The sequence below is a fragment of the Actinacidiphila sp. bgisy160 genome (assembly GCF_057707815.1).
In genome coordinates this window covers 70,167-90,049 of the sequence record NZ_JBYIQW010000004.1, presented here as the reverse complement: position 1 = coordinate 90,049, position 19,883 = coordinate 70,167, and the positions used below count along the sequence as shown (strand labels likewise).

General features: G+C 73.7%; 25 protein-coding genes. 18 read left to right on the top strand and 7 right to left on the bottom strand.

Annotation, left to right across the window (positions count from 1 at the left end; genetic code table 11):
- Positions 1-4: 4 nt before the first annotated feature.
- Both AC3EUJ_RS06065 and AC3EUJ_RS06060 read right to left on the bottom strand, forming a co-directional pair.
- Positions 5-721 carry an LON peptidase substrate-binding domain-containing protein gene (locus tag AC3EUJ_RS06065; RefSeq protein WP_431959921.1) on the bottom strand — a complete coding sequence of 239 codons (717 nt, stop codon included), beginning with the start codon at positions 719-721 and terminating at the stop codon, positions 5-7.
- 306 nt (positions 722-1,027) lie between these two features.
- On the bottom strand, positions 1,028-2,599 hold the full coding sequence (locus AC3EUJ_RS06060) for an oxidoreductase (protein ID WP_431959920.1): 1,572 nt from the start codon (positions 2,597-2,599) through the stop codon (positions 1,028-1,030).
- A 130-nt stretch (positions 2,600-2,729) separates the two neighbouring features.
- Here AC3EUJ_RS06060 and hisD point away from each other — a divergent pair, with 130 nt between their 5' ends.
- The 8 genes from hisD to hisF are packed head-to-tail and all read left to right on the top strand — an operon-like array spanning position 2,730 to position 8,476.
- Complete coding sequence (hisD, locus tag AC3EUJ_RS06055) at positions 2,730-4,052, top strand: histidinol dehydrogenase (protein WP_431959919.1); 1,323 nt, start codon at positions 2,730-2,732, stop codon at positions 4,050-4,052.
- Positions 4,049-5,149: a histidinol-phosphate transaminase gene (locus tag AC3EUJ_RS06050; protein WP_431959918.1), complete on the top strand. Its 1,101-nt coding sequence runs from the start codon at positions 4,049-4,051 to the stop codon at positions 5,147-5,149. Before hisD ends, AC3EUJ_RS06050 begins: the two co-directional genes overlap by 4 nt.
- Before the next feature lie 4 nt (positions 5,150-5,153).
- Complete coding sequence (hisB, locus tag AC3EUJ_RS06045; RefSeq protein ID WP_431959917.1) at positions 5,154-5,747, top strand: imidazoleglycerol-phosphate dehydratase HisB; 594 nt, start codon at positions 5,154-5,156, stop codon at positions 5,745-5,747.
- The gene (locus tag AC3EUJ_RS06040; protein WP_361803158.1) at positions 5,747-5,899 is read left to right on the top strand and encodes a hypothetical protein; all 153 of its coding nucleotides are present in this window, start codon (positions 5,747-5,749) and stop codon (positions 5,897-5,899) included. Before hisB ends, AC3EUJ_RS06040 begins: the two co-directional genes overlap by 1 nt.
- A gap of 13 nt (positions 5,900-5,912) precedes the next feature.
- The gene (gene hisH, locus AC3EUJ_RS06035) at positions 5,913-6,563 is read left to right on the top strand and encodes an imidazole glycerol phosphate synthase subunit HisH (RefSeq protein WP_431959916.1); all 651 of its coding nucleotides are present in this window, start codon (positions 5,913-5,915) and stop codon (positions 6,561-6,563) included.
- 13 nt (positions 6,564-6,576) lie between these two features.
- Positions 6,577-7,311, top strand: coding sequence for a bifunctional 1-(5-phosphoribosyl)-5-((5-phosphoribosylamino)methylideneamino)imidazole-4-carboxamide isomerase/phosphoribosylanthranilate isomerase PriA (gene priA, locus AC3EUJ_RS06030; protein ID WP_431959915.1), 735 nt, complete (start codon positions 6,577-6,579; stop codon positions 7,309-7,311).
- Complete coding sequence (locus AC3EUJ_RS06025) at positions 7,308-7,715, top strand: Rid family hydrolase (RefSeq protein ID WP_431959913.1); 408 nt, start codon at positions 7,308-7,310, stop codon at positions 7,713-7,715. Before priA ends, AC3EUJ_RS06025 begins: the two co-directional genes overlap by 4 nt.
- Positions 7,712-8,476: an imidazole glycerol phosphate synthase subunit HisF gene (gene hisF / locus AC3EUJ_RS06020; RefSeq protein ID WP_431959912.1), complete on the top strand. Its 765-nt coding sequence runs from the start codon at positions 7,712-7,714 to the stop codon at positions 8,474-8,476. Before AC3EUJ_RS06025 ends, hisF begins: the two co-directional genes overlap by 4 nt.
- Before the next feature lie 55 nt (positions 8,477-8,531).
- Here hisF and AC3EUJ_RS06015 read toward each other — a convergent pair whose 3' ends face one another.
- From AC3EUJ_RS06015 to AC3EUJ_RS06005, 3 genes are all read right to left on the bottom strand, one after another.
- A complete protein-coding gene (locus tag AC3EUJ_RS06015; protein ID WP_431959911.1) occupies positions 8,532-8,726 on the bottom strand; it encodes a hypothetical protein in 195 nt (64 codons plus the stop codon).
- On the bottom strand, positions 8,723-9,289 hold the full coding sequence (locus AC3EUJ_RS06010) for a hypothetical protein (protein ID WP_431959910.1): 567 nt from the start codon (positions 9,287-9,289) through the stop codon (positions 8,723-8,725). Before AC3EUJ_RS06010 ends, AC3EUJ_RS06015 begins: the two co-directional genes overlap by 4 nt.
- A 186-nt stretch (positions 9,290-9,475) precedes the next feature.
- The gene (locus AC3EUJ_RS06005) at positions 9,476-10,663 is read right to left on the bottom strand and encodes an MFS transporter (protein ID WP_431959909.1); all 1,188 of its coding nucleotides are present in this window, start codon (positions 10,661-10,663) and stop codon (positions 9,476-9,478) included.
- Positions 10,664-10,781: 118 nt separating this feature from the next.
- On the opposite strand from AC3EUJ_RS06005, the gene AC3EUJ_RS06000 reads away from it, so the two are divergent.
- Positions 10,782-11,486 (top strand): MFS transporter, encoded by a 705-nt coding sequence (locus tag AC3EUJ_RS06000; RefSeq protein ID WP_431959908.1) that lies wholly within the window; start codon positions 10,782-10,784, stop codon positions 11,484-11,486.
- Between the two features lie 6 nt (positions 11,487-11,492).
- On the opposite strand, the gene AC3EUJ_RS05995 is transcribed toward AC3EUJ_RS06000, so the two are convergent.
- The gene (locus AC3EUJ_RS05995) at positions 11,493-12,131 is read right to left on the bottom strand and encodes a TIGR03085 family metal-binding protein (protein WP_431959907.1); all 639 of its coding nucleotides are present in this window, start codon (positions 12,129-12,131) and stop codon (positions 11,493-11,495) included.
- Between the two features lie 39 nt (positions 12,132-12,170).
- Entirely contained in the window at positions 12,171-12,953 is a 783-nt protein-coding gene (locus AC3EUJ_RS05990; RefSeq protein WP_431959906.1) for a hypothetical protein, read from the bottom strand.
- An 81-nt stretch (positions 12,954-13,034) separates the two neighbouring features.
- On the opposite strand from AC3EUJ_RS05990, the gene hisI reads away from it, so the two are divergent.
- The 9 genes from hisI to trpA all read left to right on the top strand — a co-directional run bounded on the left by hisI (position 13,035) and on the right by trpA (position 19,858).
- Positions 13,035-13,382, top strand: coding sequence for a phosphoribosyl-AMP cyclohydrolase (gene hisI, locus AC3EUJ_RS05985; protein ID WP_431959905.1), 348 nt, complete (start codon positions 13,035-13,037; stop codon positions 13,380-13,382).
- 32 nt (positions 13,383-13,414) lie between these two features.
- The gene (locus AC3EUJ_RS05980) at positions 13,415-14,935 is read left to right on the top strand and encodes an anthranilate synthase component I (RefSeq protein ID WP_431959904.1); all 1,521 of its coding nucleotides are present in this window, start codon (positions 13,415-13,417) and stop codon (positions 14,933-14,935) included.
- A 58-nt stretch (positions 14,936-14,993) separates the two neighbouring features.
- Entirely contained in the window at positions 14,994-15,659 is a 666-nt protein-coding gene (locus tag AC3EUJ_RS05975) for a TIGR02234 family membrane protein (RefSeq protein WP_431959903.1), read from the top strand.
- A 120-nt stretch (positions 15,660-15,779) separates the two neighbouring features.
- The gene (locus tag AC3EUJ_RS05970) at positions 15,780-15,992 is read left to right on the top strand and encodes an HGxxPAAW family protein (RefSeq protein ID WP_431959901.1); all 213 of its coding nucleotides are present in this window, start codon (positions 15,780-15,782) and stop codon (positions 15,990-15,992) included.
- Between the two features lie 87 nt (positions 15,993-16,079).
- Positions 16,080-16,517, top strand: a complete 438-nt coding sequence (locus AC3EUJ_RS05965) for a DUF2752 domain-containing protein (protein ID WP_431959900.1) — start codon at positions 16,080-16,082, stop codon at positions 16,515-16,517.
- Between the two features lie 149 nt (positions 16,518-16,666).
- A complete protein-coding gene (trpC, locus tag AC3EUJ_RS05960) occupies positions 16,667-17,476 on the top strand; it encodes an indole-3-glycerol phosphate synthase TrpC (protein WP_431959898.1) in 810 nt (269 codons plus the stop codon).
- 8 nt (positions 17,477-17,484) lie between these two features.
- Positions 17,485-17,622, top strand: coding sequence for a tryptophan biosynthesis modulator TrpM (gene trpM, locus AC3EUJ_RS05955; RefSeq protein WP_431959897.1), 138 nt, complete (start codon positions 17,485-17,487; stop codon positions 17,620-17,622).
- A gap of 185 nt (positions 17,623-17,807) precedes the next feature.
- A complete protein-coding gene (gene trpB, locus AC3EUJ_RS05950; RefSeq protein ID WP_431959895.1) occupies positions 17,808-19,052 on the top strand; it encodes a tryptophan synthase subunit beta in 1,245 nt (414 codons plus the stop codon).
- Positions 19,049-19,858: a tryptophan synthase subunit alpha gene (gene trpA / locus AC3EUJ_RS05945; protein ID WP_431959894.1), complete on the top strand. Its 810-nt coding sequence runs from the start codon at positions 19,049-19,051 to the stop codon at positions 19,856-19,858. Before trpB ends, trpA begins: the two co-directional genes overlap by 4 nt.
- Positions 19,859-19,883: the final 25 nt, after the last annotated feature.

The window sequence follows — 19,883 nt, the reverse complement described above, 5'->3', positions numbered from 1 at the left end:
TACGTCAGTTCGGGCTCGGGACCTGCCGGGTCAGGTCCACGGCGGGCAGGGTGCGGAGCTTGTCGATGACGGCCGCCTCGCGGCGCAGCAGCCCCAGCTCCCGCTCCAGCCGGGCCGCGGTGTCCGGGGCCTCCAGCAGGGTCTGCTTCGCCGGGGTCTCGGCGACGGTGGCGGCGGCCACCAGGTACGACAGCACGGTCGGGTCGTCCGGCAGCTCCTGACTCCCCGCCATGCTCCGCTCCCGCGCTCCGGCCAGCCGCTTCTGGTAGGTGCGGAACGCCCGCGCGACGTCGGCCGCCAGCGCCCCCGACCCGGTGCCGGGCTCCTCCGCGACCTCCTCGACCTCACCGATCAGGTACGGCCCCGTGGAGTCCACCGACAGCAGCCGGAAGCGCGTCGTGCCGGTCGCCACGACGTCGAAGCCGCCGTCCTCGCGCTCCCCGATCGTCGCCGCGTCCGCGGTGCAGCCCAGCGCGTACAGCGCTCCGGACAGGTCCGCCGCGTACCCGGCCGCGGCCTCCACCGCCCCCGCGGGGGCCACTTCGTGGCCGTCCCGGATCGCCACGACGCCGAACCGGCGCGGCGTGTCCTCCGGCAGGGCCAGCAGGTCGCGGAAGAGCGCGCGGTAGCGCTCCTCGAAGACGTTCAGCGGCAGCACGAGCCCCGGGAAGAGGACGGAGCCGAGCGGGAAGAGCGGAAGACGAGCGGTCACGGTCAGCAAGCCTAGGGCCTGCGGCGCCCACCCCCATCGTCGCCCTCGTCCCCCGCCGCCCGTCCTGGCCGGGCGGCGGTCGCGCCTGCGGCGCCCACTTCGTGGAGGACGGCGCACCCGCGGTCATGGCGGCGACCGCGCGCCTCGCCCGGCAGGGCTGTGCCCTCGGCGCCTTCGGCCTCGCCGCCGGCCGGGGCGGCGCGTGCGCGTGCGCCCTGCGGTTCGCGCTGGTGGCGGCGTTCGCCCGGCGGCCTCGCCACGGGGTCCCGGTTGCCGCCGGACGGCGCGTCCGGGGCTGCGCCGCACGCCGCGGCGTCAGCCGCGGCGGAGGAGGCGGGAGGCGCCGGCGGCGACGGTGGTGGCGAGGATCCAGCCGAGCATGGTGAGGGCCGCGGCGGCCCATTGGGTGCTGCCGCCCAGGCGCCACGCGTTGTCCTGGCCGAGGTTGATCACCGGGAGGAGCAGGTCGAGGGCGAACAGGGGGGCGTTCCAGTGGGGGAAGGCGCCGTCGTCGACGGGCTTGGGCTCGCCCTGGACGGTGAAGAAGACCGCGCCGATCGCCCAGAGCAGTGCCATCCATATGGCGGCGCGGCCCGGGCGGTAGCCGTAGCCGACGGTCACGTCCTGCAGATAGCCCCACAGCTTGCCCGCGAGCGGGAGGGTTTCGCGGCGGCGGCGGTGCTTGGCCAGCAGCACCTCGCGGGCGTCGGCGTCCTCGCCGCTCGCACGCAGCGCGGCCGACAGGTGCTCGTACGGCTCGGGGCTGTACTCCGGGGTGGCCGCGGCCAGCCAGTCGATCCGGGCGCGCAGCGGGAAGGCGCCCTCGGGGCTGAGGGAACCGTAGGCGAAGCCGGTCAGGTCGAGGCCGCCGGCCTCGGGCCAGCAGGTGCGGCTGTCGGTGAGGTTGCCCACGCGCGCGCCGGCCAGCGAGATCGTCCCGGACGGCGGCTGGTCCAGGGTGAGCCGCAGTTCGGGCGTCTGGATCCGGCGCAGCGACAGTTGCTGGCCGCCGGTGAGCCGGAACCGCGCCTGGTGGATGATCACCGCGTTGCCGAACCGGCCGTCGTCCAGCCGCACCCCGCCGTCCGAACTGAAGCGCCGGGTGCGCACGCCCAGCGGCGGGGTGCCGCCGCCGGAGCCGCCGGTGCCGACGTATCCCGCGCTGAGGTAGAGGGTGTGCTCCACGGTGACCCGGGCCGCGTTGAGTGCGTAGCGCCCGTACGGGTTGTGCAGCCGGCTGCCGCGCAGGCTGAGGCGGCCGCCGATCCGGGCGCTGCGCAGGCTGATCTCGCCGGTCGCCTCGATCAGCTCGGCCTCGACGTCCTGGGCGACGCTGAGCCCGTCGGCCGCCAGGGCCCGGCCGTGCCGGTCCTTGCGCAGGGTGATCTGGTTGAGCAGCAGGTCCGTGCCGATGTGGGCGTCGGTGAGCCGGATCCCGCCCTCGATCGTGCACTGCGGCAGGTGCAGGTCGCCCGAGGTGTGCAGGCGGGCCGCCTCCAGCCGCGGTATCGCGCAGCGCACCATGCGCAGGGTCGTGAAGTTGCACTCCGCCAGCAGCACCTGCTGCTCGAAGCGGCAGTCGTGCAGCTCCACATACGGCACCACCGTGCCGCCCGAGAGGTTGAGCTGCCCGCTGATCTGGGCCCCGGACAGCTTCACGCACGACACGCGCCCCGACGCGGCCTGCGGCCCGTCGAGCAGCAGCTTGGCGATCACCTCGGCCCGTACCGTCCGGTCCGGGCCCCAGAAGCGGTCCGCGGCCGGGTCGTCCCGCTCGGGGATGCCGGTGCGCAGGTCGTACAGCTCACCCCGGCGGAAGGCCTCCCACAGGCCCTGCTCCACAGCGGTCCAGTCGTGCGGCGGCGCGACGTCCGACGGCTCGGTCACCGGTTTCCCTCCCGTGGCTGGCGACGACGACGGAAACGCTAGCCGGGGCGATCACGGGCCGGGGCCGGTACGCGTATCACGGACTGATACTCGACGAAGTCCCTGAGGGCGGTTCTCTACACTTGGGAGGGTGATCTCCCGAATCGATCTGCGCGGCGACGCCTTCCCGGCGGACGGCATCGACCGCGATCTGCTGCCCCGTGCCGAGCTCGACGTCGAGGCCGCACTGGAGAAGGTGCGCCCGATCTGTGAGGACGTGAAGCATCGTGGCACCGCGGCACTGATCGACTACGCGGAGAAGTTCGACGGTGTCACCATCGACCGGGTGCGTGTTCCGGCCGAGGCGCTGACCCGGGCCCTGGAGGGGCTGGACCCCAAGGTGCGGGCCGCGCTGGAGGAGTCGATCCGACGCGCCCGGCTCGTCCACGGAGAGCAGCGCCGCACCGACCACACCACGCAGGTCGTCCCGGGCGGCACGGTCACCGAGCGGTGGCTGCCGGTGGAGCGCGTGGGCCTGTACGTGCCCGGCGGCCGCTCGGTCTACCCGTCCTCCGTGGTGATGAACGTCGTGCCCGCGCAGGAGGCCGAGGTCGGCTCGATGGCCGTCGCGTCGCCGCCGCAGAAGGAGTTCGGCGGACTCCCGCACCCGACGATCCTCGCCGCGTGCGCCCTGCTCGGCGTCGACGAGGTGTACGCCGCGGGCGGCGCCCAGGCCGTGGCGATGTTCGCGTACGGCACCGAGGAGTGCCGCCCGGTGAACATGGTCACCGGCCCCGGCAACATCTGGGTCGCCGCCGCCAAGCGCCTGCTCAAGGGCCGCATCGGGATCGACGCCGAGGCCGGCCCCACGGAGATCGCCGTCCTCGCCGACGCCACCGCCGACCCGGTGCACGTCGCCGCCGACCTCATCAGCCAGGCCGAGCACGACCCGCTGGCCGCAGCCGTCCTGGTCACCGACTCCGTGGACCTCGCCGAGGCGGTGGAGAAGGAGCTGCAGCGGCAGGTGGTCGCCACCAAGCACGTCGAGGACCGGATCGCCCCCGCGCTGTCCGGCCGTCAGTCCGGCATCGTCCTTGTCGACGGGATCGAGCAGGGCCTGCAGGTGGTGGACGCCTACGCGGCCGAGCACGTGGAGATCCAGACCGCGGACGCCGCCGCCGTCGCCGCCCGGGTGCGCAACGCCGGCGCGATCTTCGTCGGCGCCTACGCCCCCGTCTCGCTCGGCGACTACGCGGCCGGCTCCAACCACGTGCTGCCCACCGGCGGCTGCGCCTGCCACTCCTCGGGCCTGTCCGTGCAGTCCTTCCTGCGCGGCATCCACGTCGTGGACTACAGCCGCGAGGCGCTCGCCGAGATCGCCCCGCACGTGGTGACCCTGGCCGACGCCGAGGACCTGCCCGCGCACGGCGCCGCGGTCCGCGCCCGATTCGATTGGACGGTACCGGGTTCGTGACCGGCATCGACGACCTGCCCATCCGGGACGAACTGCGCGGCAAATCCCCCTACGGCGCCCCGCAACTCGACGTACCCGTACGGCTGAACACCAACGAGAACCCGTACCCGCTGCCCGAGCCGCTGGTCGAGCGGATCGCCGAACGGGTCCGCGAGGCCGCCCGCGACCTCAACCGCTACCCCGACCGGGACGCGGTGGAGCTGCGCACCGAGCTGGCGAAGTACCTGACCCGCACCGCCGGCCACGCGGTGGGCCTCGCCAACGTGTGGGCCGCCAACGGCTCCAACGAGGTCATCCAGCAACTGCTGCAGACCTTCGGCGGGCCCGGCCGCACCGCGATCGGCTTCGAGCCCTCGTACTCCATGCACGGCCTGATCTCCCGCGGCACCGGCACCGGCTGGATCCCCGGCCCGCGCCGCGAGGACTTCACCATCGACGTGGCCGCCGCCGAGCGGGCCATCGCCGAGCACCGGCCGAACGTGGTCTTCGTCACGTCGCCGAACAACCCGACCGGCACGGCCGTCGCCGCCGACACCGTCCTGGCGCTGTACGAGGCCGCCCAGGCCGCCCGTCCCTCGCTGGTGGTGGTCGACGAGGCGTACGGCGAGTTCAGCCACAGCCCCTCCCTGCTGCCGCTGATCGAGGGCCGCCCCAACATGGTGATCAGCCGCACCATGTCCAAGGCCTTCGGCGCGGCCGGACTGCGGCTGGGCTATCTCGCCGCCGACCCGGCGGTCGTGGACGCGGTCCAGCTGGTGCGCCTGCCGTACCACCTGTCCGCCGTCACCCAGGCCACCGCGCTGGCCGCGCTGGAGCACACCGATACGCTGCTCGGGTACGTCGAACAGCTGAAGACCGAGCGGGACCGCCTGGTCGGCGAGCTGAGGGCGATCGGCTACGAGGTCACCGACTCCGACGCCAACTTCGTGCAGTTCGGCCGCTTCGAGGACAGCCACCGCGCCTGGCAGGCGATCCTCGACCGCGGCGTGCTCGTCCGCGACAACGGCGTACCGGGCTGGCTGCGGGTCACCGCGGGCACCCCGGCCGAGAACGACGCGTTCCTCGAAGCGGTACGCGAGCTGAAGAAGGAGCAGTAACCACATGACCCGCGTCGGCCGCGTGGAGCGCACGACCAAGGAGACGTCCGTCGTCGTCGAGCTCGACCTCGACGGCACCGGCAGGACCGAGATCTCCACCGGAGTCGGCTTCTACGATCACATGCTCGACCAGCTCGGCCGCCACGGCCTCTTCGACCTCACGGTCAAGACCGAGGGCGACCTGCACATCGACACCCACCACACCATCGAGGACACCGCCCTCGCGCTCGGCGCCGCCTTCAAGCAGGCGCTCGGCGACAAGGTGGGCATCCACCGCTTCGGCAACTGCTCCGTGCCGCTGGACGAGTCCCTGGCCCAGGTCACCGTCGACCTGTCGGGCCGTCCGTACCTGGTGCACAGCGAGCCCGAGAACATGGCGCCGATGATCGGCTCCTACGACACGACGATGACCCGGCACATCCTGGAGTCCTTCGTCGCCCAGGCCCAGATCGCCCTCCACGTCCACGTCCCGTACGGGCGCAACGCCCACCACATCGTGGAGTGCCAGTTCAAGGCGCTGGCCCGGGCCCTGCGCCACGCCTCCGAGCGCGACCCGCGCGCCGCGGGCATCCTCCCGTCGACGAAGGGCGCCCTCTGATGAGCAAGGCCGCTGTCCTCTTCATCCTGCTCGGTCTCTTCCTGGCCGGAGGGGTGTACTCCTTCTGGAAGCAGAAGATGCCCAAGAGCGTCGTCGTGCTGCTCGGCATCGGCTCCGCCATGTCGCTGGCGGCCGGCCTGCTGCGGCTGTAGGGGGGCTCGGTAGATGAGCAAGGCCGCCAAGAAGGTCGTGGTCCTCGACTACGGTTTCGGCAACGTCCGTTCCGCGGAGCGCGCGCTCGCCCGGGTCGGCGCGGACGTGGAGATCACCTCCGACTTCGATCAGGCGATGAACGCCGACGGGCTGCTCGTCCCCGGCGTCGGCGCCTTCGCCGCCTGCATGGCCGGGCTGAAGGCGGTGCGCGGTGAGTGGGTCATCGGCCGCCGGCTGTCGGGCGGCAGGCCCGTGATGGGGATCTGCGTCGGCATGCAGATCCTCTTCGAGAAGGGCGTCGAGCACGGCGTCACCACGGAGGGCTGCGACGAGTGGCCCGGCACCGTCGAGCCGCTGCGCGCGCCGGTCGTGCCGCACATGGGCTGGAACACCGTCAAGGCGCCCGGGGACTCGCGGCTGTTCGCCGGCCTGGACGCCGACGCCCGCTTCTACTTCGTGCACTCGTACGCGGTGCGCACCTGGGAGCTGGAGACCGCCAACCCCAGCATCCGGGCCCCGAAGGTCACCTGGGCCACGCACGGCGAGCCCTTCGTCGCCGCGGTGGAGAACGGCCCGCTGTGGGCCACCCAGTTCCACCCCGAGAAGTCCGGCGACGCCGGCGCCCAGTTGCTGACCAACTGGCTCGACACCCTCAAGGACTAGGACGTACGCCGTTATGAGCACGACGCACCGCCTCGAACTCCTTCCCGCCGTCGACGTCCGCGACGGCCAGGCCGTCCGCCTCGTCCACGGCGAGTCCGGCTCCGAGACGTCCTACGGCGACCCCATGGCCGCCGCCCTGGCCTGGCAGCAGGCGGGTGCCGAGTGGCTGCACCTGGTCGACCTGGACGCCGCCTTCGGCACCGGGGACAACCGCGAGCAGATCGCCGGTGTCGCCCGCTCCATGGACATCAAGGTCGAGCTGTCCGGCGGCATCCGCGACGACGAGTCGCTGGCCGCGGCCCTCGCCACCGGCTGCACCCGGGTCAACCTCGGCACCGCCGCGTTGGAGTCCCCTGAGTGGGTCGCCAAGGTCATCGCCGAGCACGGTGACCGGATCGCGGTCGGCCTGGACGTCCGCGGCACCACCCTGCGCGGCCGCGGCTGGACCCGCGACGGCGGCGACCTCTACGAGACGCTGGCCCGCCTCGACTCCGAGGGCTGCGCCCGGTACGTCGTCACCGACATCGCCAAGGACGGTACCCTGCAGGGTCCCAACCTGGAGCTGCTGAAGAACGTCTGCACGGCCACCGATCGTCCGGTCGTCGCCTCCGGCGGCGTCTCCTCCCTTGACGACCTGCGGGCGATCGCCACGCTGGGTCCCGAGGGGGTCGAAGGTGCCATCGTCGGAAAGGCCCTCTACGCCAAGGCGTTCACCTTGGAAGAGGCCCTGGAGGCAGTGTCCCGATGACGGAGACCCCCGGCGTACGGCGAGTGCAGAGCGACAGCCCCTGGGAGGAGCAGTTCGGCTTCGCGCGCGGTGTCGCGGCGGGGGACCGGGTCCACGTCGCGGGCACCATGCCGTTCGTCGGCACCGTGCTCTACGGCGAGGGCGACCCGTACGAACAGGCCAAGGTGGCCTTCACCAACGCCCTTGCCGCGCTCGAGGAGTTCGGCCTGGGCGCCGAGTCCGTCGTCCGTACCCGTATGTACCTCACCCACACCCGCGACGTGGACGCGGTGGGCCGGGCCCACAAGGAGTTCTTCGACGCCGTGCGCCCCGTCGCCACGGTGGTCGTGGTCTCCGGGTTCGTGGACTCCCGCGTCCTGGTCGAAGTCGAGTTGGAAGCATTCCGAGGAGCCCGAGAACAATGACCGTGGCGGTCCGAGTCATCCCCTGCCTGGACGTGGACAACGGCCGGGTCGTCAAGGGCGTCAACTTCCGGAACCTGCGGGACGCGGGCGACCCCGTCGAGATGGCCAGGCTCTACGACGCCGAGGGCGCCGACGAGCTGACCTTCCTCGACATCACCGCCTCGTCCGGCAACCGTGAGACGACCTACGACGTGGTGCGGCGCACCGCGGAACAGGTCTTCATCCCGCTCACCGTCGGCGGCGGCGTGCGGTCGGCCGACGACGTCGACAAGCTGCTGCGCGCCGGGGCCGACAAGGTCGGCGTCAACACCGCGGCGATCGCCCGGCCCGAGCTGCTGCGCGAGATCGCCGAGCGGTTCGGCCGGCAGGTGCTGGTGCTGTCCGTGGACGCCCGGCGCACCGACGCCGGGACCCCGTCCGGCTTCGAGGTGACCACGCACGGCGGCCGCCAGGGCACCGGCATCGACGCCGTGGAGTGGGCGCACCGCGCGGCCGAGCTCGGCGCCGGCGAGATCCTCCTCAACTCGATGGACGCGGACGGCACGAAGGACGGCTACGACACGGAGATGATCGCCGCCGTCCGCAAGCACGTCACCGTCCCGGTCATCGCCTCCGGAGGCGCGGGCCGCCTCACCGACTTCCCCCCGGCCATCGCCGCCGGCGCCGATGCCGTCCTGGCGGCCTCCGTCTTCCACTTCGGCGACCTGCGCATCGGCGAGGTCAAGCGGACGCTGCGCGACGCCGGGCACCCGGTGCGCTGAGGCGCTCGCCCAGGCACATCCGGGGCACCCGGGCACCCGCGCCCTGGGACGTGGTTCACGGTTCGCGCAGCAGCTCCGCACGCCACTGGAGCGGGCCGCGGGCGACCGCCTTGGGCACCTCCTCGTTCCACCGCTCGGCCAGTCCGTCCAGGGAGCGCACCAGAGCGCGGCGCATCCACGGCCGGGCGAGCCGCGCGACGACGGCCGCGGCCGGGCGCAGCAGCCACCGGCCGCGCACGGACACCGTCACACGGACCTGCCAGCCCCCTTCTGCCGGACGGGGAGCCACGGTGACCTCCGCCCGTGCCAGGGGATGGGCCAGACGTGCGCGCGCGGGTCCGCCGCGCGCGGGCACTCCGGCGTCCGCCGCGGTCCACCAGGCGTCGAAGTCCACCCGGGCGCTGCCCGCCGCCCGTGACAACCCAACCACGGCAGCGCTCCCACGCCCTGGACCGTGCCGTCCACCTCCACCAGCCGGGGCCGCCGGGCGTCCTTCAGCAGGCCCACCAAGCGGATGGTGCCGTCCGGCGCGGTCGTCACGTGCTCCAGGCGCACCCCGCGCCTGCGGTCCCAGTCCTTGACCGTGAACCGGACCTGCGCCTCCTCGTCCGAGGCGTCGTACACCGCCCCCGGCCGCAGGTGCCGCCCGGTGACCAGTGAGACGTCCGGCACGGTGCGCCCCCCGGGCAGAAGCACCCGCCCTCCGTCGGTCCGGGACTGCTCCGCGACCTCCGCGAGCATGCCGGCCATGCCCGTGAACCAGGCACGGGGTACCCGCGCCACGTGTACGGCATGACTGACGATGCGGACCACGGCGTCAGCATGGAGGCGGCGCGGTCGCGGCGACAGACGACGAACACGGCAGTCTCGTTCCCGGAAGCCTGCCGGAAGCGGGCACCGGGGGACGGCCTCCGGTGCCGGGAGCCTTCCACTCTCGTGTGGGCGGTGCTGTCCGCGGTATCGCGGCCGGCACCAAGGGCCGGCCGGCACCCCCCGGGCCTAACCGGCGGGCTGGACGGCGGCGCGGTCGCGGGCCAGGACGGGGCGCGCGGCGGCGAGGGTGAGGGCGGAGAGGGTGACGCCGCTCGCGGCGCTGACGGCGGCCGCCGGGAGGGAGCCGTCGGCGAGGATCAGCCCGCTGACGGCGGAACCGCCCGCGATGCCCGTGGTGACCAGGGTGACCAGCCAGGCGAAGGCCTCGGTGACGGTGCCCGCCGGGGCCAGTTCGCCGGTGAGGCCGAAGACCATGGTGAGCAGCGGCGCGAAGAACACCCCGCTGAGCAGGGCGACCAGCGCCATCGGCAGCGGGCCGGGGACCAGGGTGAAGGGCCAGAAGGTGACGGCCATCCCGGCGCCGGTGACGGCCGCCTTGGTGGCCGCGTCCGCCCGCCAGGGCAGGGCGGCGATCAGCAGGGCGCCGACCAGGGCGCCGGTGGAGTTCAGCGCCAGCAGGGTTCCGGCGCCGCCGGGCAACGGGTGCCGCTCGGCGTAGGCGACGGCGAGGACGTTGAACGTGCCCAGCGCCCAGCCGCAGCCGGTCAGCGCGCACAGCAGCACCACCAGGGCCCGGCTGCGCAGCGGCCCCAGCCAGTGGACGGAACGCGCGGCGGAGGCCCAGGCACGGGACGGCGCGGAGGTCGCGACGCAGATCGCGCCCACCACCCCGAGGACGGCCGCGGCCAGCAGCGCCAGCCGGGCCGGGCCGGCCACGGCCAGCCCGCCGACGAGCAGCGGGCCGCCGATGAAGACCAGTTCCTGCGCGCCCGCGTCCACGGCGTACGCCGACTCCAGTTCGTCCGGCTCCACCAGATCGGGCCACAGCGCGCGCAGGCACGGCTCCAGCGGCGGCGACGCGGCCCCGGCGACGGCCGGGCTGAGCACCGCCACCGCCGTGCTGCCCGGTGCGGCGGCCAGCGCCGCGAAGCCGGCGGCCGAGACCAGCGAGGAGACGATCAGCACACGCGGCTGGCCCAGCCGGTCGACCCAGCGACCGAGCAGCGGCCCGCCGATCGCTCCGGACACCGCGTAGACGCCCCCTGCGGCGCCGACCAGTCGGTAGTCGGCGCCCGCCGCGCGCAGCGCCAGGGCGATGGCCAGGGCCGCCATGGCGGTCGGCAGCCGTCCGACGAGCGAACCGGACAGCACCCGGCCCACATGGGGCCGGCGGAGCAGTTTCAGGTATGGCACACGTCACCCACGGAGGTCGAGCGCTGCGGCGATCACGTCGTGCACCAGGGTCTCACCAGGCGCGCGGTTCTCCTTCAGACGTTCGAGGTCCTCCGGGCCGAACCAGCCGGTCGCGGGGGTGCTGTTCGCGGTCTCGCTGGTGCTGCTGCTCGCCGTCCGCGTCGCCCCGCCGCCGCCCGACGACCGGGCCGCACGGGCGGGCGGCACCGCGTGGCGGGACTTGGTGGAGGGCCTGCGCTCCATACGCGGACGGCACGTGCTCACCGTGCTCGTGGTCGTCATCGCGGTCGGCGAACGCGGCTTCGCCGGGCCGTTCGACATCGGCCTCACACTGGTCGCCGCCGGCCGGGGCTGGGGCACCGCCGGGCTCGGCTGGATCGTCAGCGGCTTCGGCGCCGGGGCGGGCGCCGCCTCGCTGCTGCTGACGGTGCGCGGCCGACTGCCGCGTGCCGGGCTGGCCCAGGCCTGCTGCCCGGGACTGGGGGCGGCCGCGGTGGCCGGGTTCGTCTTCGTCCCCGTGCTGCCGGGGGCGGTCGCCGTCGCGGTCGTGGGCGGCCTGGTGGCGGGACTGAGCGGCGCGTTGTGCGGAGCCCTGCTGCAGACCCTCACCGACCCCGCCTACCTCGGCCGGGTCGGTTCGGTGGCCGCCCTGTTCTCGCTCGGCGTCGCACCGATGAGCTTTCCGCTCACCGGTGCCGCCATCGGCGCCTGGGGCCCGGCGCCGGTGTTCGTCGCCAGTACGGCGGTCGCGGCCGCGGGGGCCGTCGTGGGACTCGCCGCGCCGGCGCTGCGGCGGGCGGAACTCGCCCGCCGCCCCGGGTAGCCGGACTCAGGCGGTGATCCCCAGCCTGGCGTCGTACAGCCGGGTCACCGCGTCCTTGTCGCCCTCCGTCTCCACCCGGGCGGAGTCCTGCCGGCCGAAGGCGAACAGCAGCAGCTCGCCGGGCTCCCCGGTGACGGTGACGACCGGGGCGCCGCGGTGTGCCACCGCGGTCTGGCCGTCCGGACGGCGCAGCACCACGCCGACCGGGGCCTTGCGGCCCAGCAGGCGGGCGGAGCGCTCCAGACGGGACCAGAGCAGGTCGGCGAAGACGGGGTCGAGTTCACGCGGGGACCAGTCCGGCTGGGCCCGGCGCACGTCCTCGGCGTGGACGTAGAACTCGACGGTGTTGGCCGCCTCGTCGATCTGCTTGAGGGCGAACGGTGACAGCCGCGGCGGCCCGGTGCGGATCAGCCGGATCAGTTCCTGGTAGGGGCGTTCCGCGAACTCCTTGCGCACGCGCTCCGACCGGTCCGCGAGGAAGGGGATGACCAGGCCGGCCGAGGCGTCACCACGGCGCTCCCGCACCACGATGTGGGCGGCGAGATCGCGGGTGGTCCAGCCCTCGCAGAGGGTTGGCGCCTCGGGTCCGGCACTGTCCAGCAGGTCGGCGAGGAGCAGACGTTCACGCTGGGCATGAGTCGACATACCGTCAGCTTACGTCCGGCCCCCGCCTGCGGGCAGCAGCTACGGCAGCGGTTTGGTCAGCTTCTTGCCGTCCGGCCGGTTGCTGAGGGTCAGGGAGCACGAGACGGTGTCCTTGCCCTGCAACTGGTAGCCCGTGAGCTTCGGGTACAGCGCGTAGTAGAAGTACCCCGGGTTGTCCTTGACGTTCTTCAGGCGCTTCGCGGCGTCCGCCTCGCACAGCTTCAGGACCTTGGCCTTGAGCGCGCCCTCGGTGGCGAAGGTGCCCGTGATGGTCTCGTTGGCGATGACCTCGGCGTCGTGCGGTCCGTTGCAGGAGACCGTCGTGACCTCGGTGACGCTGCTGTCCAGGCCCGGGTCGTCGAAGCACTGGCCGGGGCTGAGCACGACGTACTTGCGGAAGGTCTCCGAGGGGTCCGGCTGCGTGGACGCGGTCGCCGTGTCCTCGGTGGTGGGGGCCGAGGCGGTGGGGCTGCTGCTCGTGGAACCGGTGGCGCCCTTGTCGTCGTCCTCGCCGCCGCTCAGCGCGACCGCCAGACCGCCGACGACGACGGCTGCCAGGACGATCGCGCCGATGACTATCGCGGCGACCTTCGCGCCACCACCGCTGCGCGGCGGCTGCGGCGGGGGCGGGTAGCCGTAACCGCCGCCCTGCTGCGGCGGTCCGGGGAAATGCGACTGGTTCTGGTACGGCGGCATCGGCTGCGGCTGGTACTGCGGTTGGGGCTGGTGCTGCGGCGGGCCGAAACCCCCCGGGGGCGGCCCAAAACCGCCGCCCTGTCCGGGGCGCGGGTCGTCGGGCGGCGACGGCGGAGGAAAACTCATGGACGAAGCATGCCCCATGCGGGTGACCGGGGTGGGAGCAGGAGCCGAAGTCACGTCGCCCGGAGCGGGCAGAATGGGGGTATGGAATCCCCGCTCGACCCCGCCGTCGCCGCCCGTCTCAAGCGCACCGCCGACGGCCTCGTGCCCGCCGTCGCGCAGCAGTACGACACCGGCGAAGTCCTCATGCTCGGATGGATGGACGACGAGGCGCTGCACCGCACCCTCACCACCGGCCGCTGCACCTACTGGAGCCGCAGCCGCCAGGAGTACTGGGTCAAGGGCGATACCTCCGGGCACGTCCAGCACGTGAAGTCCGTAGCCCTGGACTGCGACGGCGACACGATCCTGGTCAAGGTCGACCAGGTCGGCGCGGCCTGCCACACCGGCGACCGCACCTGCTTCGACGCCGGTGAACTGCCGCCGGCCTGAACCGGCCGCCCCCGGGCACTAGGCTGCGGACCATGACCACGGGCACCGTCACCCCCGACCTCGACACCTTCCGCAAGCTGGCACAGGACCGCCGGGTGATCCCGGTCAGCAGGAAGCTGCTGGCCGACGGGGACACCCCGGTCGGTCTGTACCGGAAGCTCGCGGCCGAACGGACCGGCACCTTCCTGCTGGAGTCCGCGGAGAACGGCCGCTCGTGGTCGCGTTACTCCTTCGTCGGCGTCCGCAGCGCCGCCACCCTGACCGAACGCGACGGCCAGGCCCACTGGCTCGGCACGCCCCCGATGGGCGTGCCGGCCGGCGGCGACCCGCTGGAGGCGCTGCGGGCCACCGTCGAGGCCCTGCACACCCCGCGAGACCTGCACGACGACGCCGGGCTGCCGCCGTTCACCGGGGGCATGGTCGGCTACCTCGGCTACGACGTCGTACGCCGCCTGGAGCGCATCGGCGACCACGCCCGCGACGACCTGGGGCTGCCCGAGCTCACCATGCTGCTCACCTCCGACCTGGCGGTCCTCGACCACTGGGACGGCTCGGTGCTGCTGATCGCCAACGCGATCAACCACAACGACCTCGACACCGGAGTCGACGAGGCGTACGCCGAGGCCGTGCGGCGGCTGGACGCCATGACCGCCGACCTGGCCCGCCCCGTGGACTCCGCGCCCGCCCAACTGCCGCCGTCCCGGCTCCCGGAGGAGGTCACCTCGCGCTTCGGGGGGGCCGCCTACCAGGCCGCGGTGGAGACGACCAAGGAGTACATCCGGGCCGGCGACGCCTTCCAGGTCGTGCCCTCGCAGCGGTTCGAGACGCCCTGCCCGGCGAGCGCGCTCGACGTCTACCGCGTGCTGCGGGCGACCAACCCCTCGCCGTACATGTACCTGCTGCGCTTCGACGGATTCGACGTCGTCGGCTCCAGCCCCGAGGCGCTGGTGAAGGTCGAGGACGGCCGGGCCATGGTGCACCCCATCGCCGGCACCCGGCCGCGCGGCGCGACGCCGCAGGAGGACCAGGCGCTCGCCGACGAACTGCTCGCCGACCCCAAGGAGCGCGCCGAGCACCTGATGCTCGTCGACCTGGGCCGCAACGACCTCGGAAGGGTCTGCGAGCCGGGCAGCGTCGAAGTCGTCGACTTCATGTCGATCGAGCGCTACAGCCACGTCATGCACATCGTCTCCACCGTCACCGGCAGCCTCGGCGCCGGCCGCACGGCCTTCGACGTCCTCACCGCCTGCTTCCCCGCGGGCACCCTGTCGGGGGCGCCCAAGCCGCGCGCGATGCAGATCATCGACGAACTGGAGCCCACCCGGCGCGGCCTGTACGGCGGCGCCGTGGGCTACCTGGACTTCGCCGGGGACTCCGACACCGCCATCGCGATCCGCACCGCGGTGCTGCGCGACGGGACCGCCTACGTGCAGGCAGGCGCCGGCATCGTCGCCGACTCCGACCCCGCCAGCGAGGACACCGAGTGCCGCAACAAGGCCGCCGCGGTGCTCCGCGCCGTCGCCACCGCAGGCCGGATGCGCACCGGGGCGTGACCGCCGCCGGACGGGCCCCGCGTGCCGGGGCGGGGGAGCGACGGGGGATAGTGGTCGGGTGAGCAGTTCCGTGCCCCAGCCCCACACCGTCGCCGAACCGGCCGCCGAGCCCGCACCCCGCCCGGCGGTCGGCCGCGGCAGTCTCCTGCTCGCACTGGCGAGCGGTGTGCTCGGCGCCGCGGTCGTGCTCCTGGCCTCGGGCAAGACCTGGCAGAAGGGCAGCGCCCCGTTCGCCGACGGCGGGATGCCGGTCAGCGTCTCCGGCCACCAGGTCACCGCAGTGCCGGGCGCGCTCGCGCTGGTGGGCCTGGCCGCCCTGGTGGCGGTCTTCGCCGTACGGGGAGCGGCCCGGCTGATCGTCGGGGGGCTGCTCGCGCTGTGCGGGGCCGGGGCACTGGCGGCGGCGCTGCTCGCGCTCGGCGACACCTCGGCCCTGGACGCGGCCGCCGCGACGGCCAGCGGCCTGTCCCGTACGACCGTCACCGGGGCCGCCACCAGCGCCTGGCCGGGTGTCTCGGCGGCGGGCGGCGCGCTGCTGCTGCTCGCCGGCGCCGTGGCCCTCCTGCGCGCGCGGACCTGGCCCGCCATGTCGAACCGGTACGACCGTGACACCCCCGGGGCGGCGCGTCCCGGCCGCACCCCCGCACCCGCCGCCGGGGAGGAGCGCCCCGAGGACCTGTGGAAGGCGCTGGACCGCGGCGAGGACCCAACCGAGACCTCCTGACGCGCCGGGCCACCCCCGCGCGCGGAGCGTGAGCGGAACGGGGGACAATGGCGCGTGACGCGCGTCATCGCGCGGGCGAACGAACTGACGACCCTTTTGTAGAACGACTTGGGAGCACTCATGGCGGGCAACAGCCACGGACACACCCCTGCCGCCTGGACCGGCGTGACCATCGCCTTCATCGGCTTCTGCGTCGCGGCTGCCTTCGTCGTCCTGGCGGAGCCGATCGGGATGTTCGCCGGCCTGGCGGTCGCCGCCCTCGGCGGTCTGATCGGTCTCGGCATGCGCGCCGCGGGTCTCGGCAAGCCGATGCCGGAGAAGCAGCGCGGCTGAGCGCAGCACGCACTACGGAGCCGCCGCCGGCGCATCCGCCGGCGGTGGCTCCGCGCTTTCCGGCCACCCCGGGTGTCCCCGGCGGCCATGGCGCGGGACAATCACCGCGTGACCGAGACTGCCGCCAGGCCGAAGCCGATTGCCCTCGCCGCCCCGCTGGGCGTCCTCGGCGGTGTCGCCGCCGCCTTCGCGTACGTCGGCACCTTCGACCCGAATGAGGCCGGGCACTACCCGGTCTGCCCCCTGCTGCACTACACGGGCCTGTACTGCCCGGGCTGCGGCGGACTGCGCAGCGCGTACGCGGTCGTGCACGGCGACTTCGGCACGGCGCTCGGCCTCAACGCGCTGGCCGTGGCGGGCTACGTGCTCTTCGCCGTGGTGTGGACGGTCTGGCTCACCCGGGTGCTGCGCGGCAGGCCGTTCGTGCTCCCGCTGCGGGCCGTCCACTGGTGGGCGATCGCGGGCGTCGCGCTGCTCTTCACCGTCGTCCGGAACCTTCCGTTCGGGGCCGCGCTGGCGCCCTGACCCGCGTCGATGGGGCGCCCGGGTCGTCCGCCGGGTGGCTCGGCGCTCCGCCGGATGCGGGTCCTCCGCCCCCCGGCGGTTACCATCGCAGTGCTGGTGGAACATCTCACTGGCTTGATCGTTTCGCTTTTCGGAAGGGGTCCTCTCGCGTGAGTGTGCTCGACGAGATCATCGACGGCGTCCGCGAGGACCTCGCCGAGCGGCAGGCCCGGGTCTCCCTCGACGAGCTCAAGGAGCGGGCGGCGAAGGCACGCGACGCCAAGGACGGCGTGGCGGCCCTGCGGGGGGACAGCGTCAAGGTCATCTGCGAGGTCAAGCGGTCCAGCCCCTCCAAGGGCGCCCTCGCCGCCATCGCCGACCCCGCGGGCCTCGCCGCGGACTACGAGGCGGGCGGTGCCGCGGTCATCTCGGTCCTCACCGAGCAGCGCCGCTTCGGCGGCTCGCTGGCCGACCTGGAGGCCGTCCGGGCCAAGGTCGACATCCCCGTGCTCCGCAAGGATTTCATCGTCACCGCCTACCAGCTCTGGGAGGCCCGTGCCTACGGCGCTGACCTGGCGCTGCTGATCGTCGCCGCGCTGGAGCAGGACGCGCTGGTCTCGCTGGTCGAGCGGGCCGAGTCCATCGGGCTCACCCCGCTGGTCGAGGTGCACGACGAGGAGGAGGCCGAACGGGCCGTCGACGCGGGCGCCCGCGTCATCGGCGTCAACGCGCGCGACCTCAAGACCCTCGAGGTCGACCGCGGCACCTTCGCCCGCGTCGCCCCGGAGATCCCGGACCACATCGTCAAGGTGGCCGAGTCCGGGGTCCGCGGCCCGCACGACCTCATCGCCTACGCCAACGACGGCGCCGACGCGGTCCTCGTCGGCGAGTCCCTGGTGACCGGCCGCGACCCCAAGGGCGCCGTGGCCGACCTCGTCGCCGCCGGCGCGCACCCCGCGCTGCGCCACGGGCGGGGCTGACCGGCACCATGACGACCTACGCGCGACTGGCCCGGGGCTGCCGTCCCCGTGGCTGCCGCGCGCCGGCGCGGCGCGTCCTCGGTCGCCGCGTGCGCTACCACATCGGCTGCGAGCCGGGTCAGATCAACGGGCGCCGATGGCGTTGACGGCAGCGCCGTCCTCCCGATGACCGGGGCACGGGTGTGCTCACCGGCGTCCCGCCGGTGAGCTCCGCCGTGTTCCCCGGCCGGGGGCGCGCATGCCGCCGACGGCGCCCACCGCGCCGTGACGTGACCATCGGTACGCCAGACCCTGGGGGCCCCGACGTGCCCCCGAAGGAGCCGAGAACGACATGTCCGAAGACTTCTTCATCCCCGACCCCGAGGGCCGGGTGCCCAGCGCCGACGGCTACTTCGGCCGGTTCGGCGGCAAGTTCATCCCGGAGGCGCTGGTCGCCGCCGTGGACGAGGTCGCCGTGGAGTACGACAAGGCGAAGTCCGACCCCGCCTTCGCCGCGGAACTGAACGACCTGCTGGTGCACTACACCGGCCGCCCCAGCCCGCTCACCGAGGTGCCGCGCTTCGCGGAGCACGCCGGCGGGGCACGGGTCTTCCTCAAGCGGGAGGATCTCAACCACACCGGCTCGCACAAGATCAACAACGTGCTGGGCCAGGCGCTGCTCACCAAGCGCATGGGCAAGACCCGGGTCATCGCCGAGACCGGCGCCGGCCAGCACGGCGTGGCCACGGCCACCGCCTGCGCCCTGTTCGGCCTGGAGTGCACCGTCTACATGGGCGAGGTCGACACCGAGCGCCAGGCACTCAACGTGGCCCGCATGCGCATCCTCGGTGCCGAGGTCATCCCCGTGAAGTCGGGCAGCCGCACCCTGAAGGACGCGATCAACGAGGCGTTCCGCGACTGGGTCGCCAACGTCGACCGCACCCACTACCTCTTCGGCACGGTCGCGGGCCCGCACCCCTTCCCGGCGATGGTGCGCGACTTCCACCGCGTCATCGGCGTCGAGGCGCGCCGCCAGATCCTGGAGCGCGCGGGCCGACTGCCGGACGTGGTCGCCGCCTGCGTGGGGGGCGGATCCAACGCGATCGGCCTGTTCCACGCCTTCATCCCGGACGAGGGGGTGCGCCTGCTGGGTCTGGAGGCGGCCGGCCACGGCGTGGACTCCGGTGAGCACGCGGCGACCCTGACCGTCGGCGAGCCCGGCATCCTGCACGGCTCCCGCAGCTACGTCCTGCAGGACGACGAGGGCCAGATCACCGAGCCGTACTCGATCTCGGCCGGCCTGGACTACCCCGGCATCGGCCCCGAGCACGCCTACCTCAAGGAGACCGGCCGGGCCGAGTACCGCCCGGTCACCGACGACGAGGCGATGCAGGCGCTGCGCCTGCTGTCCCGCACCGAGGGCATCATTCCGGCCATCGAGAGCGCCCACGCGCTCGCCGGCGCGCTGCAGGCCGGCCGGGAGGTCGGCGAGAAGGGCCTGCTCCTGGTCAACCTCTCCGGGCGCGGCGACAAGGACATGGACACGGCCGCCCGCTACTTCGGGCTGTACGACGAGGCTGAAGGAGCGCAGCGGTGAGCGGGCAGATCGAGCTGCTGGACCGGACCCTGGCCGGCGCCAGGGCCGAGGGCCGCGCCGCCCTGGTGGCCTACCTCCCGGCGGGGTTCCCGACTGTCGAGGGTGGCATCGAGGCGGCGAAGGCGGCGCTGGAGGGCGGTGCCGACGTCGTCGAGATCGGCCTGCCGCACAGCGACCCCGTGCTGGACGGCCCGGTCATCCAGACCGCGGACGACATCGCGCTGCGCGGCGGCGTACGGATCAAGGACGTGCTGCGCACGGTGCGCGAGGCGCACGCCGCGTCCGGGAAGCCGATCCTGGTCATGACCTACTGGAACCCGGTCGACCGCTACGGCGCCGAGCGCTTCGCCGCCGGGCTGGCGGAGGCCGGCGGCGCCGGCTGCATCCTGCCGGACCTGCCGGTGGAGGAGTCCGAGGTGTGGCGGAAGGCCGCCGAGCAGCACGGACTGGCCACCGTGTTCGTGGTGGCCCCGAGCAGCCGGGACGAGCGACTGGCGAAGATCACGGCGGCGGGCTCCGGCTTCGTCTACGCGGCCTCGCTGATGGGCGTCACCGGCACCCGTGAGAGCGTCGGTGCGGAGGCGGCCGACCTTGTGCGGCGCACCCGTGCCCGGACCGAGCTGCCGGTCTGCGTGGGGCTGGGCGTCTCCAACGCCGCCCAGGCGGCGGAGGTGGCGGGCTTCGCGGACGGGGTGATCGTCGGCTCGGCGTTCGTCAAGCGGCTGCTGGACGCGCCGGACCTGGAGCGGGGCCTCGCCGGCGTGCGCGAGCTGGCGGCGGACCTCGCCCGGGGCGTCCGCCGGTAGCTGCGCCTCACTCTTCCGGGCGAAA